Here is a 14,567-nt window from a genome sequence, read left to right as displayed (position 1 = left end):
CGCCGAGCAGTCAACGGCGCTTGCGGGGTTTCTGCTGGTGAGCGCCCCTGCGGGCGGGTCCGTGCGCGACTCAGGCGACAAGGTCGAGCGTGACGGCCGGCAGAAATCCGCATGCAGGGTTATTGTACCGCGACGGCGCCGGAATAATTCGCTCGCGTCACAACGTTTTAGACAAGCGGGGCCCGGCCACGGAACTGCCGCGAATCGTTTGCTGCGGCAAACGATTCGGGTGACATAGGAGCCGCCCCTGTCACCCGGGCCATTCGCCCTATCCCGCTACGGCAGGATGCGGATACCGCCGCTCACGGTGTTGATGGTGATGCGCGACGAGCCGTCGCCGTAGACGTAGGTGTCGCCCGACTGCGCACTCGCAGGCCGGTTGCTCGAAAAACCGCCCGAGATACTCGAAACCTCGACCGTGGCGCCAGCGTCCGCCGGCATCTGAAGCGAGATATCGCCGCTCACGGTGTCGCAGGACGCCTGCGGCGGCAGGGCGCCCGCAAGCGTGAGGTCCTGCGCGCCCGAAACGGTATCGACGGCAAGATCGGCCGACACGCTGCCCGACAGTTTGATGTTGCCGCTCACACTTGAGAGCTCGGCCCGCTCGGCAACAAGGTCTGCGACTGAAAGATCGGAGCTCACCGCGTCAACATCGAGCACCGTGCAGGAAAGGCTGCTGAAGTCGAGCGCCGAGGAGGTGCTCCTGATGCTCACATGGTGGAGCCGCCAGCCCTCGCGCACCGGCACCTCGATAGTAAGGCGCATGTCCGGATAGTCGTAGCCGTTGTCCGACTCGGGCAGGCCATCTGCGATGGCGAGCGTACCGCCGTTGAGCTCAAAGGTGGCCTGCGTGGGGTCCATCTGATAGTCGCCCGCAGCGACCTCCTCGCGCACCACGAGCTCCGCGCCCTCGGTGGGCACGATGCGCACCGTGCCGCCGCGCCATGTTACGCGCAGGTCGGTCACCTCGTCGGTGCTATATGCGTTCGTGGTATCGATGGGCTCGGAGAGGGTCGTGGGGTTACCCGGATTGAGGCTCCACGAACCGAGGTTGAACGATACGCCGGGAATGACGCGGAGCGCACCTCCGAGCACAGTTGAAGTGCACGAGGGCGCAGCCGCGCCGAGCGCGAGCACCGCGATGAGGACAACACCGATGCCGACCTTGACGGCCTCGCCGCGGGTGAAGCTGAAGCGGCGCCCGCTCCGCGCCGTGCCGGCAGTTGCCGGGGTCTGCGGTACCTCGGGGCGCTGGTTGTTCTTGGTCGCCATGGCCCTTACCTCCCCTCTTCGTCGGCACGGTTGATGGCGCCGAGATGCGGCGGAGCCGGCGTCGGCCCCCGGTCATCGGCCACACGCTCACCGCGGGCGCGCGCCGCGGCACCGTCCAAGATGCTCGCCACCCAGCGGTAAATCGGCACGGTGAGGAAGATGAGCCACGCCGTCGCCCACGCGTGGAAGAAGAATCCGAACACAAAGAAGAGGATGACGGTGAACGTCGCATACGGGAACGACCGCCACGCGCCGCGCCGGTGCGCCTCTGCCGCCGACTCGCTCACCCGCGTCGCCTGACTGCTCGCGCGCGTCGCAGCCTCCGCCGCCTGCGCCGCAGCCCGACTCGCCTGGGCCGCTGCAGCCGCTGCCTGCGCCGCGGTCTCGCGGTCTGCCGCGCGGGCCGCATCATCTGCGGCGGTCTTGTCGGCGCGCTCGGCGTTCTCAAACGCGATGTCGTCCGCTATGTCGGCGTCGACGCTCAACAGCTCGTCCAGGCTCACCCCGTAGAGGCGCGCGAGTGCGATGAGGTTCTCGGTATCGGGCGAGCTCTCTGCCCGCTCCCATTTGCTCACCGCCTGCCGCGAGAGCCCCAGCTCCCGCGCAAGCGACTCTTGGCTGTATCCCTTGGCGCGCCGGAGCTCGGCCAAGCGCTGAGCTATCTGCACGTTCATGCTGCATCCCTTCCGCTGTTCTACGACTGGTGCACACGCGGATCCGTTAGCCTCAATCTACGGAAACAGCGCAAGAGAGGCCACCTACTCTGGTAAGAATTTCCGCAACCATCGGTTGCGGGGGCCCTGATGAGGCCTTTTGCGGTGTCGGACAGACGCTTGCCGCCAAAATGGAAGGGGCGCGCCCTCGCGCGGGCGCGCTAGGCGCGGGCCGCCTCGATCTCGTTGGCCAGCCATGCGCACCACGCGTCCATCCCCTCGCCGGTGCGCGCGCTCACGGCGAAGCGCGGTGCGGTGGGATTGAGGTCGTCGAGCACCGCATGGTAGGCCGCCATGTCGAAATCGAACGCCGGTGCCACGTCCACCTTATTGAGCAGCTGCGCGCCCGCATGCTGGAAGATGCCCGGATACTTGACGGGCTTGTCGTCGCCCTCGGGCACCGAGAGAATCATGACGGAGAGGTTCTCGCCCAGATCGAAGTCCACGGGGCACACGAGGTTCCCCACGTTCTCGATAAAGATGACGTCGATGTTGGCGAGCCCCACGCCTTGGTCGAGCGCATCGACCGCCTGCCCGATCATGTTGCCCTCGAGGTGGCAGAGACCGCCCGTGTTGATCTGCACCGCGGGGATGCCCGCCTCCTTCATGGTCTGGGCGTCCACGTCCGAGGCGATGTCGCCCTCGATCACCGCCGAGCGCAGGCCATGCTCGCGCAGGCGCGCGTCGGTCGCGAGAATCGTGGAGGTCTTGCCGGAACCCGGGCTCGAGAGCACATTGATCACGTAGACGCCCGCCGCACGGAAGCGCTCGCGCAGCTCGGCGGCCAAGCGCTCGTTGCGGTTCAAGATGGGGCTTTCGATGGTAAGGGTCTCGGAGGACATCGGTCATACTCCTTTACGGTTGCAGCTGGCTGGACGGGGTGATGCCCGCCTGTTGGAGAGGGCGATGCGGCGCCGTTACGGTTGGCTGGGCTCGTCGGGATGCTCGACCTCGATGGAGATGATATCGAGCTCGCGACCGTGGATGAGGCGCGTATCGGCGCTCCCGCACACGGGGCAGCGCAGGTGGAAGCGGTCGTGGGTGAATCGCTCGCCGCACGCGTTGCACACGCTCTCGGGATACACGTCCTCCACCGTGAGCTTGCAGCCGTCCGTGAGCGGGTCCTCCTCGCAGAGGACCTCCCATGCGAGGTCCATGGCCTCGGGCACCACCTCGCGCATGACACCGATGCGAAGGTTTACCTGGCAGAGGCGCGAGGCGCCGGCGCGGCGCGCGACCTCGGTCACACTCTCCAAAATGCCGCTCACGATACTCATCTCGTGCACGGAAGCCGTCCTCTCTCCCCTGCAGCGGGGACGGGAGATCTTGTCCGCCGCCCTTGCGGGGTAATGCGATTCGCCCCCATATCTTACCCGTTCGCCGCAGGTGCGTCGTGCGCGCAGGGCCGCCCCGTCACCGTGCGCCGCCGCGTTCCATCGTGCATTTCCGGGTTCATGGCGGCGTGTTTTGTCCCGCCTGGGTGTACATTTCTCGCGGCAATGAACCCGTCGGTGAACCCGCAAATGCGCGACCGGGGAAAGCGCAGGTAGCTGCCTGTACATTTTCCGTGCTATGCACCTGGCGGTAGGATTATGCCCCTACAGCGCATTTCCGGGTTCATGGCGCGGAATTATGTACAGAGGGGTTCGGCAAAATGCCTTGCAATGTACGCACCAAGATCCCCGTAACGCAAAAGCGCCCCGAAGGGCGCTTGCAAGGTCGCGTTATGTCCTCGTCGTCGAGGAGCGCGCGCTATTCGTCGTCGTCTGCAAACAGGCTCACGCGGCGGGCCTTGAGGCCGTCCTTGCCCTCACGCGCCACAATCACGAAGCGCGTGATGAAGAGGGCGAGCTCGTAGAGGGTCACGAGCACCGCAAACATGAGGAGCATGGTAACGGGGCTCGCGTCGGGCGTGATGCAGGCCGCGACCACGGCGAGCACCACGTAGATCACGCGCCATGCGGAGCGGAACGAAGCGTAGGGCACAATGTGGAAGACAGCCAGGTAAAACACGATAAGCGGCAGCTCAAAGGCCACGCCAAAGCCAATCATGAGGAGCATCTCGGTGCCGATGTAATCATCGAGCATGGCCCAGGCACTTGCCACGGCCTCGACCTCGCCGGTGAGCCACTCAAACGCCGGCGGCACGATAAAGAAGTAGCAAAAGATCATGCCCACAAAGAAGAGGCAGGTGGCGGCGAGGACCGTCGGCACGACCCACTTGCGCTCGTTGGGCTTGAGCGCCGGCAAAAAGAACGCCAGCACCTGCCATACGATCATGGGCGAGCACATCACAAGCGCTGTGCGGAAGCCGATGGAGAAGCGCGTGGTAAAGCCGCCGAGCGCCGAGCCAATGTAGAACTTGCCATCGGGCACGAAGGGCTTGATGGGGTCGGTGAGCAGGTCGATCACCGTGGGTGCGGCAAAGTACATAATGAGCGTGAAGGCGATGAGCGTAACGACCACGATCGTGAGGCGGCGGCGCAGCTCACCAAGATGGTCCAGAAGCGGCATGCGTCCAGGTCCGATGGGCATTAGCGCTCACCCCCTTCCGCGGGCGCGGCGGGCGTGGCCGTGTCAGCGGCCTCGGCGGGAGCGGCGGCGTCCGCAGCGGGCGCGGCCTCCTCAGCGGCCTCCTCGGCAGCGCGGCTGCGGCGCGGACGGCGAGCGTAGAGGTCGGCAGTGGTCTTGACGGCGGGCTCCTCCTCCGGCTCGGCCGGCGCGGCGGCCTTCTGCTCCTCGGCAGCAGGAGCGCTCGCGGGCGCCGCGACATCGGCAGCAGCGGCAGGCTCCGCAGACGCGGCGGCCTTGTCGTCGTCCGCCATAGCGGGCGCGGCGTCCCCGGCAGGCACATCGGCCGCAGCCTCGGCTCCCTCACCAGCAGCCCCGGCCTCGCGGGCGGCCTTCTCGGCGGCCAGACGGGCACGGCGCTCGGCAAAGGTCTCCTTCTTGGCGGGCGCGGCACCCTCAGCTGGGGCGTCGGTGCCATCCTCGGCATCGGCGTCGTCGGCACGCGCGGCGGTGGCGGCCGGCGAGGCCGGACCGTTAACCACGGCAGCCATAGGGTCGATGACCTCGGACTGCACCATCGACGTCATACGCTGCTGCGTCTCGCGGAACTGCCTGAGCGCGCGGCCAATCGTGCGACCCATCTGGGGCAGCTTGTCTGGACCAAAAAGCAAAAAGCCAAAGATCACGATGATCAGCAGCTCGGTACCACCGATGCTCACGTGAAACCTCCTGAATCGTACCTGCCCGCCGCGCTGACGCCGCGGGACCTTGCACCGCGTAAAGCGCGGTAGGTGCAACCGAAACAGTATAGCGCCCGCGACCGCACGCACAGCCACGGGCGCTCAACCTTACTGAGCCCTGATGGAAATCTCCTGATCAACACCCAACAGCTGAGCCACGCGCATCACGCCGGGCTGAGCGTTAACAACCGAGAAGCCCTTGCCGTGCTCGGCCGCATGGTGCGCCGCGCCCACAAGCACGCCGATCCCCGTGGAGTCGATGTAGGCGACCTGCGCCAGGTCGAGCTGAATCTCCTCGGTGGGCTGCTCGAGCGCAAAGTTGATGGCCTCGCGCAGACGGTCGGCGTTAGAGATGTCAACCTCGCCCGTCACGGTGATGGTGTAGAGCTCGGGGGTGGGGTTGGTGGTGATGCTGAGTTCCATAGGTCTCCAATCGTTAAGCACGCGCTCGGGTGTTCGAGCGCGGAGAGGTGGCGCGCCGGGCGCTCTGGGCCGCGGGCGCAGGCGGATCGGGTGCTTCTACGAGGCGCCATTGAGCGCGGCCAGGCGGCTCTCGGCGTAGTCGCGCACGCCGTAGGCGTCCTCGTCGCCCGCCGCGTCGATAGCGGTCTGGTAGGCATTCGAGGCCTCCTCGGCGCGGCCCTCGGCCTCGTAGAACATGCCGAGGTTGGCCCACGCGGGGGCAAAGCCGGCGTCGAGATTGGTTACGAGGTCCTCGAGCGCGGCAATGGCCGAAGCGTGGTCGCCGGTGTAGAAGACGCAAATGGCGCGGTCGACGATGGCCGACTTGGCGCCCGCGTTATCGGCGAGGTAACTATCGTAATAGCCGATGGCCTCGTTGAGAAGCTCGGTCGCATGGGCCTCGTCGTCATCGTCTGCAGCGTGGTTGAGCGCCGCCACGCCCCAGTCAAAGTAGCCGTTGGCCAGGTTGAGCAGGGTCGTGGGGTTGGTGGGGTCGGCCTCGTGCTGAGCGCGGAGCGACTGCGCGGCAGTGCCGTACTGGGCGTCGACCGTCTCCATGGCGTCGGCGTCGCTATCCGCAGCGTCGGAGGAGGTGCCGTCGGTTGAGGCCTGGCCCGCCGTGGTGCCAGCCGAGGTGTCCGCACCCTGCGCGGCCTGCGATGCCGGGTTGAGCCCGCCCGCGATCACGGCCACGGCGATCGCCACAACCACCACGAGCGCCGCGATGAGCACGATGGCGCGGGCGCGCGTTGTCTGCTGGGAGTTGAACGCCATGGTGCCCCCTACTCCGTACCCGCGGCGTCAGTGGCTGCGGAGCTGTCGCTTGCGCTGTTGGCGCTGCCGTCGGAAGCGTCCGACCCGTCGGCCACATGGGCTGTGCCGTCGGTATCGACCTCGAGCTGCGGGTGCCCCTCGGGGAGCTCGTAAGCCGAGCTGTCGGCGGCATCGGTCGCCTGCTCAGCCTGCGCCTGCGACTGCATCGACTCGAGCGAAGCGAGCGCCGCCGACGAGCCGAGCAGGTAGCCGATGATGACACCCAGCACAAGGGCAATCGCCGTGATGACGAGCACCATCCAGAAGGGCGGCGGCGTGGGGCCCGCGGCGGCGGGCTCCGGCGCGGGCTCGGAGCTGGCAGCAGGGTCCGTGCCCGCGGGCTCGCTCGGCGCGTCGGCCGCGCCGGCATCGGACCCGCCCGCAGAAGCAGCCGCCGTGTCCTCGCCCGTCGACTGCTCGGCCGCCCCGGCGCTCACCTTGGCCGCAGACTGCTCGGCCGCCGCCTCGAGTTCAAGCTCGTCGTCAAAGAAGTCGTCCATCGTGTCGTTTTGCGGCTCCGTCATGCGGCACGCTCCTCTTGCGCCAGCTCGGCCGCCGTGAGCTTAACGGCTAGCACGAGCACGTCGAGCGCCTGCTCGAGCTCGTCAACCGTGGGGTACGTCGGCGCGATGCGGATGTTGGTGTCGTCGGGGTCGTTGCCATACGGCCAGGTAGCACCCGCCGTGGTGAGCGTAACGCCCATCTCGCGGCAGAGCTTCCACACCCGCTTGGCCGAACCCTTGGGCCCGTCAAACGAGACAAAGTACCCGCCGCGCGGGTGCGTCCAGCGCGCCACGCCCGTGCCGGCCAGACCCTCGGTGAGCTTGCGCTCCACCGCCGCAAAGCGCGGGCGGAGGAACTCGGCGTGCTTGCGCATGTGCGCCCGGACGGCGTCCATATCGGGCAAGAAGCGCACGTGCATGAGCTGGTTAAGCTTGTTGGCGCTGATGAGCCCCACCTGGAGCGTCGCGGCAACCTCCTCAACGTTGGCCGGCGACGACCCAAAGAAGGCAATGCCCGCGCCCGGGAAGGTGATCTTGGAGGTCGAGGCCACTGCGAGGATGCGGTCCTCGTTGCCCACCTCGCGCGCCACGTCGTGGATGTTCAGCAGCTTGTCGCCCTCGTCAAAGAGGTCATGCACCACGTAGGCGTTGTCCCACACGATGCGAAAATCGGGAGCGGCCTTCATCACCGCAAGGCGGCGGACCGTCTCGTCGGAATAGGTGATGCCCGTAGGGTTGGAGTACTTGGGCACGCAGAACATACCCTTGATGGAGCTGTCGGTGGCGCAGAGGTACTCAACCTGGTCCATATCGGGGCCGGTCTCGGTCATGCGAACGGGGATGTTCTCGATCCCCAGGTCCTCGGTGAGGCCAAAGTGCCGGTCGTAGCCGGGGCTCGGGCAGAGGAACTTGACGTGGTCGAGCTTGTTCCACGGGGTGTAGCCGGGCACACCCTTCTCCCAGTAATGGATGAGGACGGACTGCATGATGTTGAGGCTCGAGGAGCCCAGCACGATCGTCTGCTCGGGCGGCACCCCGAGAAACTCGCCCGCGAGGCGGCGGGCCGAGGGAATACCGTCAAAGCAACCGTAATTGGAGCAGTCCACCCCACCGTCGGTAAGGTCGGCGCTGGACGTGAGAATGTCGAGCATGGGACGCGAGATGTCCACCTGCGCCGGGCTCGGCTTGCCGCGGGCCATGTCGAGCTTAAGGCCGCGGGCCTTGACCTCGGCGACCTCGGCGCGCAGTTCCTCAACGGTGCGCGCGAGCTCGTCGTCGGGCATCTTCTCGTATATCGTGCGGGTGAGTTCTTCCTCGGCTTTCTCGTACGCCGTCTGCATGCGAATACCCCCTTGAAGGCGCGCGGGCGATGAACTCGCCACCGCTGCGCCGATAGTCATTCTTCAAAAGTATACCGGCAACGCCGCGGGGTCGGCTGCGGCGGGCGCGCGTTCAAACGGGGGAAACACAAGTTGCGCGGCAGGCCGACGCGCGGCGCCGCGTGGCATCGGCATCTTGCGCCGCGCGCGGCAAACGGGCAGAATGGGCCAACCGGGTTGCGGGCCACGGCGGCAGACAGTCGCCAGCGGCGCACGCCGTAGCGACAGTGGGCGCCCGCCGACAGCACGCGGACCGCAGCATCGACCCCGAGGGAGGAGCGCATATGGACTTCGCGTCGTTTCAATCCGAGGCGTTTGGCGACCTGCAGCGTCTGGTAGACGCGCTCTACCTGGGGCGCAACGAGGTCGACCGGCTCGATGTGGTGGTCCAAGCCGAGCTGCAGGATCTCGACCGCGACCTAATCGAGATCGTGGATCTGCTGCCACCCGGCCGCTACAGCCGCCAACGGCTCTGCGACCAGCTCAACTCCGCCCTCGCCGCGCACGGCTGGGGCGGCACCTACGGCACCGTGGAGTAAATTCGGTCGCCAGGCAGCAACGTCATCGCGGCAAAAACAAAGCCGCCCGACCCGCTCACGCCTGCACAGGGCAGGTTGCGAGCGAGCCGGGCGGCTCATACGTAGCGCAGGAGTGCGTCCGGGCTATGACTGCTGCTTTGCCGGCTTAGTTCGGCAGGCAAAGTGCATAAAGACGAGCCCAATCACCGCGGCCGAGACCGAGCCGGCAAGAATCGCCGTCTTGGCAGCCAGAAGCTCGGCGGGAATCTCGGTAAACGCGAGCCCCGAGATGAGGATCGACATGGTAAAGCCGATGCCGCCAAGGATACCGATGCCCACGATGTGGCGCATCCCCACGCCCGTGGGCAGCTCAGCCAGACGCGCCTTGACCATCAGGAACGTCACGCCCGCAATGCCGAGCGGCTTGCCGAGCAGCATGCCCACGTACACGCCGATGGCCACCGGGTCGAGCACGAGCGCGAGCGGTTCCACACCCACCAGGCGCACCTGCGCGTTTACAAAGGCAAAGATCGGCAGGATGAGGAAGTTCACCGGCGTGGAAATGTAGTGCTCAAGGCGCTCCAGCGGCGGCGTGACGCGGTGCATCACGCGCTCGACCCCGCGCGTGGCGTGCGTAAAGTCATGCTGACCCAAGATGTGCGCCTCGTTGTCGAAGCGCTCCTCGAGCACCGGCAGCTTAGAGCCGAGCCAGCTCACCAGCTCGCCCGCGTTGATGTCGGAGCGCGCCGGAATGGTAAAGGCCAAGATCACGCCGGCAAGCGTGGCGTGTACGCCGCTCTGGAAGAGGCAGAACCAAAGCGCCAGGCCCAGCACCAGATACGGGGCGAGCCGGTAGCGCTTGCTCACGTTGAGGAACACCAAGAGGATCGTCACCACCGCGGCGGCGGCGAGCCACAGAAGACTCGGCGCGTGGCCGTAGAAGATCGCGATGGCAGCGATGGCGAGCAGGTCGTCCGCGATGGCGAGGGTGGAGAAGAACACCTTGAGCGCCGGCGGCACGCGGCTGCCAAGGAGCGACAGCACACCGAGCGCAAAGGCGATGTCGGTTGCCATGGGGATGGCCCAGCCGTACACCGCGCCGCCCCGGTTGACGATGCCGTAGATGCACGCCGGCACCACCACGCCGCCCACCGCGGCAAGCATGGGCAGCAGCGCCTGGCGCGGGCGGCGGAGCTCGCCGACCGTCATCTCGTATTTGAGCTCGATGCCCACCAGCAAGAAGAAGATCGCCATGAGGAAGTCGTTGACAAAGAGCTCGACCGAGAGCGAGAAGCTCCAGGGGCCGAGCGCGACGGTGATGGGCTCCAGCAGCGCCGCGTGGATGGTCTCGTAGGCGTCGGTGTTGGCGCAGATGACGGCCGCCACGGCGGCGGCGATCATCACGAGCGCCGAGATGGTGCCGTTGCTGGTGATGCGCTCGAGCGTGCTCTTGCGCTCGAGACGGCGACGCGCGCGATCGTCAACGAGCGCAGCCATGCCCTGCGAACTGGTCGTGTTGGTGGACATCGGTTCCTCTCAAAAAAGCGGCGGAGGGCCCGCTGGACTCTCCGCCGCATCTACGATATATGCCACATCTTTTGTACCACATGGTCGCGCCCGCTAAACCCATTCCAACGGGAATTCACAACCGCATGTGGGAAAAGGCCCAGAAAGATCGCCATGGAACAAAATGGGTCAAATGGAACACGTCCCCAACTGACCAATCGACAACGGAAACGGCCTCCTGTAGTGCCCGAGATTAACCTGAAAGAGGAGGGGGGGCGCCTCAGGGCGCCGACCAACGATTGAAGGCCAAGATCGGGTGCTACAGAAGGTCGCGCAGGTCAGGCAATGCCTACTTGACTGCCATGATGGGGGCCGCCACCTGCTTCTTGCGGGAGAGCACGCCGGGCATCCAAACGCCCTCGGCCACGTCCTCGATGCCGAGGCCCTTCTGCGCCACCGCGGTCTCGCCCTCGAGGAGCACCTGCGAGCCCTCCTCCATGATGTCGGTCACACACAGCACGATGCCGTCGGCACCCTTCTTCTTCATATACGCCTTCATGGCCTCGCGAATCTCGGGCACCATGCCGAGCGCGCGCGACTTGTCCACGGTCTCGTACTGGCCGATGAGCAGCTTGGTGCCGCCCACCTCAAAGAGCTTGATGTCGTTGCCGACCATCTCCTCGGGCGTAAACGAGCCGGAGGGACGGCTGAGGAAGACCTCCATGCCAAACTTGATGGGGTCGACGCCAAGCTGCTCGCCGAGCTGCGCGGCAAAGATGCGGTCGAACTCGGTGGTGGTGGGGCTCTTGAGCATAAGCGTGTCGGTCATCATGGCCGAGAGCAGGAGCTTTGCCTGAGCATCGGTCGGGCGCTGGCCGAGGATGCCAAAGAGCCAGGCCACGATGGTGCAGCTGGAGCCCCAGGGCAGACCGATGTAGTGGAGCGGCGCCGCCGTGGTGAAGTTGCCGATGCGGTGATGGTCCACCACGCCGATGATCTGCGCAAACTCAAGACCCTCAACGGACTGGCCGGCCTCGTTGTGGTCGGTGAGCACGACCTGCTGCGGGTTGGCCTTCTCCTTGATGGCGTTGAGCATGCGCGGCTTGGGCGTATCGGTCTCGGCGAGGAGCTTCTCGGCCTCGGCGGGCAGTGGGCCCAGGCGGCGCGCCTCGTAGGTGTCGCCGTTGTAGTTGACCTGGTTGAGAAGCTGGCTGAGGACGACCGACGACATGATGGCGTCGTTATCGGGGTTGAGGTGTCCGAAGACGAGAACGTTGCTCATGAGTTGAGCCCCTTTCGCTGGGTGTTCGTAACGCTCTTATCTTAGCCCATCGAGCGCCGCGGTGGCAGATGGCGGCGCGGTGCAGCCCAACGAAACACGCCGGACCCCTGCGGCGAGCGCGGGGACCCGGCATGTGGAGAGGCGCGTTATGCGCAAAGCGGCGACGGCCCGCATGGCGCAACCCGTCGCGCCCTTGGGTTTACGCCTCGCGAGCGGCCTGGAGCGACACGTACGCGGCGCCGATGATGCCCGCGTCGTTGCCGAGAGAGGCGATCTCGATCGGCGTGGTGGTGCTCACCGAGAGCGCGCGCTCGGCAAACTTGCGGCGCAGGTCGTCGAGGTAGACGTCGCTCGAGGCGGAGGCGCCGCCGCCGAGGACGTAGATCTCGGGGTCGACCACGGCCGAAATGATGGCGAGCCCGTGGGCGAGGTAATCGGTAAAGACGCCCTCGGCCTCGAGCGCAATGGGATCGCCCTCGCGGCAGAGCTGGAAGACCGTGCGCGAATCGCTCGGACCCGAGAGCTCGTGCGGCGTGGCGCCGTGGGCCTCGCAGGCGCGCAGATAGTCGTTGACCATGCCCGTGGCGGAGGCGTACTGCTCGAGGCAGCCGTGACGGCCGCAGCCGCACTCGCGCTCCTCGGCGGGGTTGACGGTGATGTGGCCAATCTCGCCGCCCGCACCGAACGCGCCGTCGATGACCTTGCCGTCAACGACCACGCCGCCGCCGAGACCGGTGCCGATGGTCACCATGACCATGCTGCGGCGACCGGCCGCCGCGCCGCGCCAGAGCTCGCCCATGGCCGCCGCGTTGGCGTCGTTAACGTAGCGGACCGCAGCCTCGGTGCAGTGCGCCGCGACGGCGTCCTTGAGACCCGCGCCGTCGACCGTGATGTTGGCGGCAAGGGTGATCTCGCCCGAGGCCGGCACGGGGCACGGCAGGGCAAAGCCCACGCCAAGCACGTCGGTGATCTGGCGGCCCGTATCGGCGAGAAGCTGGTCGATGCCGCCCGTAACGGCCGCATAGCCCGTCTCGTCGACGAGCGGGGGCGTGGGCACGCTCACCTTGCCGAGCAGATTGCCCTCACTGTCAAAGAGCCCCTCCTTGACGGAGGTGCCGCCCACATCGATACCCACGTACACCTTGGTGTCCTCACCCATGGCGAGCCCCTTTCGCAACGAGCCGTGCCGCGGCGCCCCCGTGGCCCGCATCCGCTCCGGCTCAGCTGAACATACCGCATCGATTGTGGCACAGGCGCCCGGCGGCCGCGCCGTCTTTTAGGCGAACGTCAGCACAGCCGGGCAGGCGGCGAGACAGAGTCGGGCAATACAGACATCACGAACCCCGTTGCAGAAATTGCAGAAATTGCAGAAATTGCAGAAATTGCAGAAATTGCAGAACGGGCGCAATGACCGGCATCGCGCCCGTTCTGCAATGATCCGATGACGAGCAGGTTCTACCGTGCGCCTCTCTTTGAGGTACCGTGACCACCTGCCGCCCGCGAGAGCACGGCGCCTATCACCAGCCCCACCACCGCAAGCACGACCCACCCAAGACCTACGCTGGCAAAGGGCAGCTCATCAAACGGCAACCACATCCCCGGCGCCAAGGTATCGCGCAGGCTCGTAACCACGCTCGCCACACCCACAAGACCCACCGTTACCGGCCAGGTGAGCGGCGCGGCGTCGCACGCGCGGTGCGCCATACCCATCAGCACCAGCACGATCGCCATGGGGTAGAGCGCATTGAGGAGCGGCACCGAGAACGCCAGGATCGCGTCGAGCCCGATGTTAGAGACGGCGCACGAGAACACCGCAAACGTCACGGCCCATACGCGATACGGCACGCGCGGCACCTCCTCGGCAAAGTAGCTGCCGCAGCAGCTGATGAGCCCCGTGCAGACGTTCAGGCAGGCAAGCAGAAAGATCGCCGCGACCACAATCGTGCCCGCCATGCCAAAGTGCAGCGTGGCCGAGGCGGTGATGATCACGGCCCCGTTGGCCGCTCCCGCAAGCTCTTCGCAGAGCTCAAAGCCCACGGCGCAAAGCCCGCCGTAGAGCGCCATCATAAGCACGCCCGCCACCACTCCGGCGCGGCAGACCTCACACATGACGCCGCGCGGCTCGCGCACACCGAGCGAGCGGATGTTGGTGGCAATCACCAGCCCAAAGGTGAGCGACGCCAGAAGGTCCATGGTCTGATAGCCCGTGAGAAAACCCTGCACCGCCGCACCCGTGTTATATGGCGCCTCGGCGGCGCGCGCGGGCAGCTCAGGAGCGGTGACAAGCGAGAATATCGAAGCCCCCACAACCGCCACCACAAGCGCAATGAGCGCCGGGCCCGTTACGCGGCCCAAGAAACGCGTGAGGCGACCCGGATGCATGGCGAGCAGGTACGCTACGGCAAAGAACACCACCGAGAACCCCAAGCGTACGGCGTCGAGCGACACCCCGGCGGGCAGCAACGGGGCGAGCATCTCAAAGGCCGTGGACGACGTGCGCGGGATGGCAAGGCACGGCCCAATGGCCAGGTAGACCGCTGCCACAAAGACGCGTGAGAACATCGGATGGACGCGGTCGGCGAGCTCGCGCACCGTGCCGGCAAGTGCCACCGCCACGATACCGAGCACGGGCAGCCCCACGCCCGCAACAAAGAAGCCGATGATGGCGGGCACCGACTCAGACGCCGCCTGCACGCCCAGAAGCGGCGGCAAGATGAGATTCCCCGCGCCAAAGAACATCGAGAACAGCGTCGCCCCCACCAGGAGGCTCGCCCGCCCGCTCAGGCGCTCCGTTCGACTCTCCACGCGCTCCATCCCCCATTCAAAATAACCCCGTCCCAAAATGAGTAATAGGCCTTCGCGCCATGC

At 66.4% G+C, this 14,567-nt stretch carries 15 protein-coding genes; 1 reads left to right on the top strand and 14 read right to left on the bottom strand.

The window, feature by feature from the left end; translation table 11 throughout:
• Positions 1 to 276: 276 nt before the first annotated feature.
• The 10 genes from B5G20_RS09005 to B5G20_RS08960 all read right to left on the bottom strand — a co-directional run bounded on the left by B5G20_RS09005 (position 277) and on the right by B5G20_RS08960 (position 8,354).
• Positions 277 to 1,272, bottom strand: coding sequence for a DUF4097 family beta strand repeat-containing protein (locus B5G20_RS09005; protein ID WP_087356580.1), 996 nt, complete (start codon positions 1,270 to 1,272; stop codon positions 277 to 279).
• Positions 1,273 to 1,277: 5 nt separating this feature from the next.
• The gene (locus tag B5G20_RS09000; protein ID WP_087356579.1) at positions 1,278 to 1,946 is read right to left on the bottom strand and encodes a helix-turn-helix transcriptional regulator; all 669 of its coding nucleotides are present in this window, start codon (positions 1,944 to 1,946) and stop codon (positions 1,278 to 1,280) included.
• A 200-nt stretch (positions 1,947 to 2,146) separates the two neighbouring features.
• Positions 2,147 to 2,827, bottom strand: a complete 681-nt coding sequence (gene hypB / locus B5G20_RS08995; RefSeq protein ID WP_087356578.1) for a hydrogenase nickel incorporation protein HypB — start codon at positions 2,825 to 2,827, stop codon at positions 2,147 to 2,149.
• A 75-nt stretch (positions 2,828 to 2,902) separates the two neighbouring features.
• Positions 2,903 to 3,262 carry a hydrogenase maturation nickel metallochaperone HypA gene (locus B5G20_RS08990; RefSeq protein ID WP_239286959.1) on the bottom strand — a complete coding sequence of 120 codons (360 nt, stop codon included), beginning with the start codon at positions 3,260 to 3,262 and terminating at the stop codon, positions 2,903 to 2,905.
• A 475-nt stretch (positions 3,263 to 3,737) separates the two neighbouring features.
• Entirely contained in the window at positions 3,738 to 4,520 is a 783-nt protein-coding gene (tatC, locus tag B5G20_RS08985; RefSeq protein WP_204207750.1) for a twin-arginine translocase subunit TatC, read from the bottom strand.
• On the bottom strand, positions 4,520 to 5,215 hold the full coding sequence (locus tag B5G20_RS08980; RefSeq protein ID WP_087356576.1) for a twin-arginine translocase TatA/TatE family subunit: 696 nt from the start codon (positions 5,213 to 5,215) through the stop codon (positions 4,520 to 4,522). The genes tatC and B5G20_RS08980 overlap by 1 nt, the downstream gene beginning before the upstream one ends.
• A gap of 129 nt (positions 5,216 to 5,344) precedes the next feature.
• The gene (locus B5G20_RS08975) at positions 5,345 to 5,659 is read right to left on the bottom strand and encodes an STAS domain-containing protein (RefSeq protein WP_087356575.1); all 315 of its coding nucleotides are present in this window, start codon (positions 5,657 to 5,659) and stop codon (positions 5,345 to 5,347) included.
• Between the two features lie 96 nt (positions 5,660 to 5,755).
• Complete coding sequence (locus B5G20_RS08970; RefSeq protein ID WP_087356574.1) at positions 5,756 to 6,472, bottom strand: hypothetical protein; 717 nt, start codon at positions 6,470 to 6,472, stop codon at positions 5,756 to 5,758.
• A gap of 8 nt (positions 6,473 to 6,480) precedes the next feature.
• Entirely contained in the window at positions 6,481 to 7,035 is a 555-nt protein-coding gene (locus B5G20_RS08965; RefSeq protein ID WP_087356573.1) for a hypothetical protein, read from the bottom strand.
• Entirely contained in the window at positions 7,032 to 8,354 is a 1,323-nt protein-coding gene (locus B5G20_RS08960; protein ID WP_087356572.1) for an aminotransferase class I/II-fold pyridoxal phosphate-dependent enzyme, read from the bottom strand. The genes B5G20_RS08965 and B5G20_RS08960 overlap by 4 nt, the downstream gene beginning before the upstream one ends.
• Positions 8,355 to 8,677: 323 nt before the next feature.
• On the opposite strand from B5G20_RS08960, the gene B5G20_RS08955 reads away from it, so the two are divergent.
• Entirely contained in the window at positions 8,678 to 8,932 is a 255-nt protein-coding gene (locus B5G20_RS08955) for a hypothetical protein (protein WP_087356571.1), read from the top strand.
• A gap of 123 nt (positions 8,933 to 9,055) precedes the next feature.
• On the opposite strand, the gene nhaA is transcribed toward B5G20_RS08955, so the two are convergent.
• From nhaA to brnQ, 4 genes are all read right to left on the bottom strand, one after another.
• The gene (nhaA, locus tag B5G20_RS08950; protein WP_087356570.1) at positions 9,056 to 10,438 is read right to left on the bottom strand and encodes a Na+/H+ antiporter NhaA; all 1,383 of its coding nucleotides are present in this window, start codon (positions 10,436 to 10,438) and stop codon (positions 9,056 to 9,058) included.
• 328 nt (positions 10,439 to 10,766) lie between these two features.
• A complete protein-coding gene (locus B5G20_RS08945) occupies positions 10,767 to 11,699 on the bottom strand; it encodes a DHHA2 domain-containing protein (protein ID WP_087356569.1) in 933 nt (310 codons plus the stop codon).
• A gap of 199 nt (positions 11,700 to 11,898) precedes the next feature.
• Positions 11,899 to 12,858, bottom strand: a complete 960-nt coding sequence (locus tag B5G20_RS08940; RefSeq protein ID WP_087356568.1) for an ROK family protein — start codon at positions 12,856 to 12,858, stop codon at positions 11,899 to 11,901.
• Positions 12,859 to 13,154: 296 nt separating this feature from the next.
• Positions 13,155 to 14,504: a branched-chain amino acid transport system II carrier protein gene (gene brnQ / locus B5G20_RS08935; RefSeq protein WP_255377037.1), complete on the bottom strand. Its 1,350-nt coding sequence runs from the start codon at positions 14,502 to 14,504 to the stop codon at positions 13,155 to 13,157.
• Positions 14,505 to 14,567 lie beyond the last annotated feature (63 nt).

Source organism: Collinsella sp. An7, from assembly GCF_002159335.1.
Taxonomy (GTDB): domain Bacteria; phylum Actinomycetota; class Coriobacteriia; order Coriobacteriales; family Coriobacteriaceae; genus Coprousia.
The sequence above is the reverse complement of the archived record's forward strand: the minus strand, read 5'-3'. Positions and strand labels throughout refer to the sequence as shown.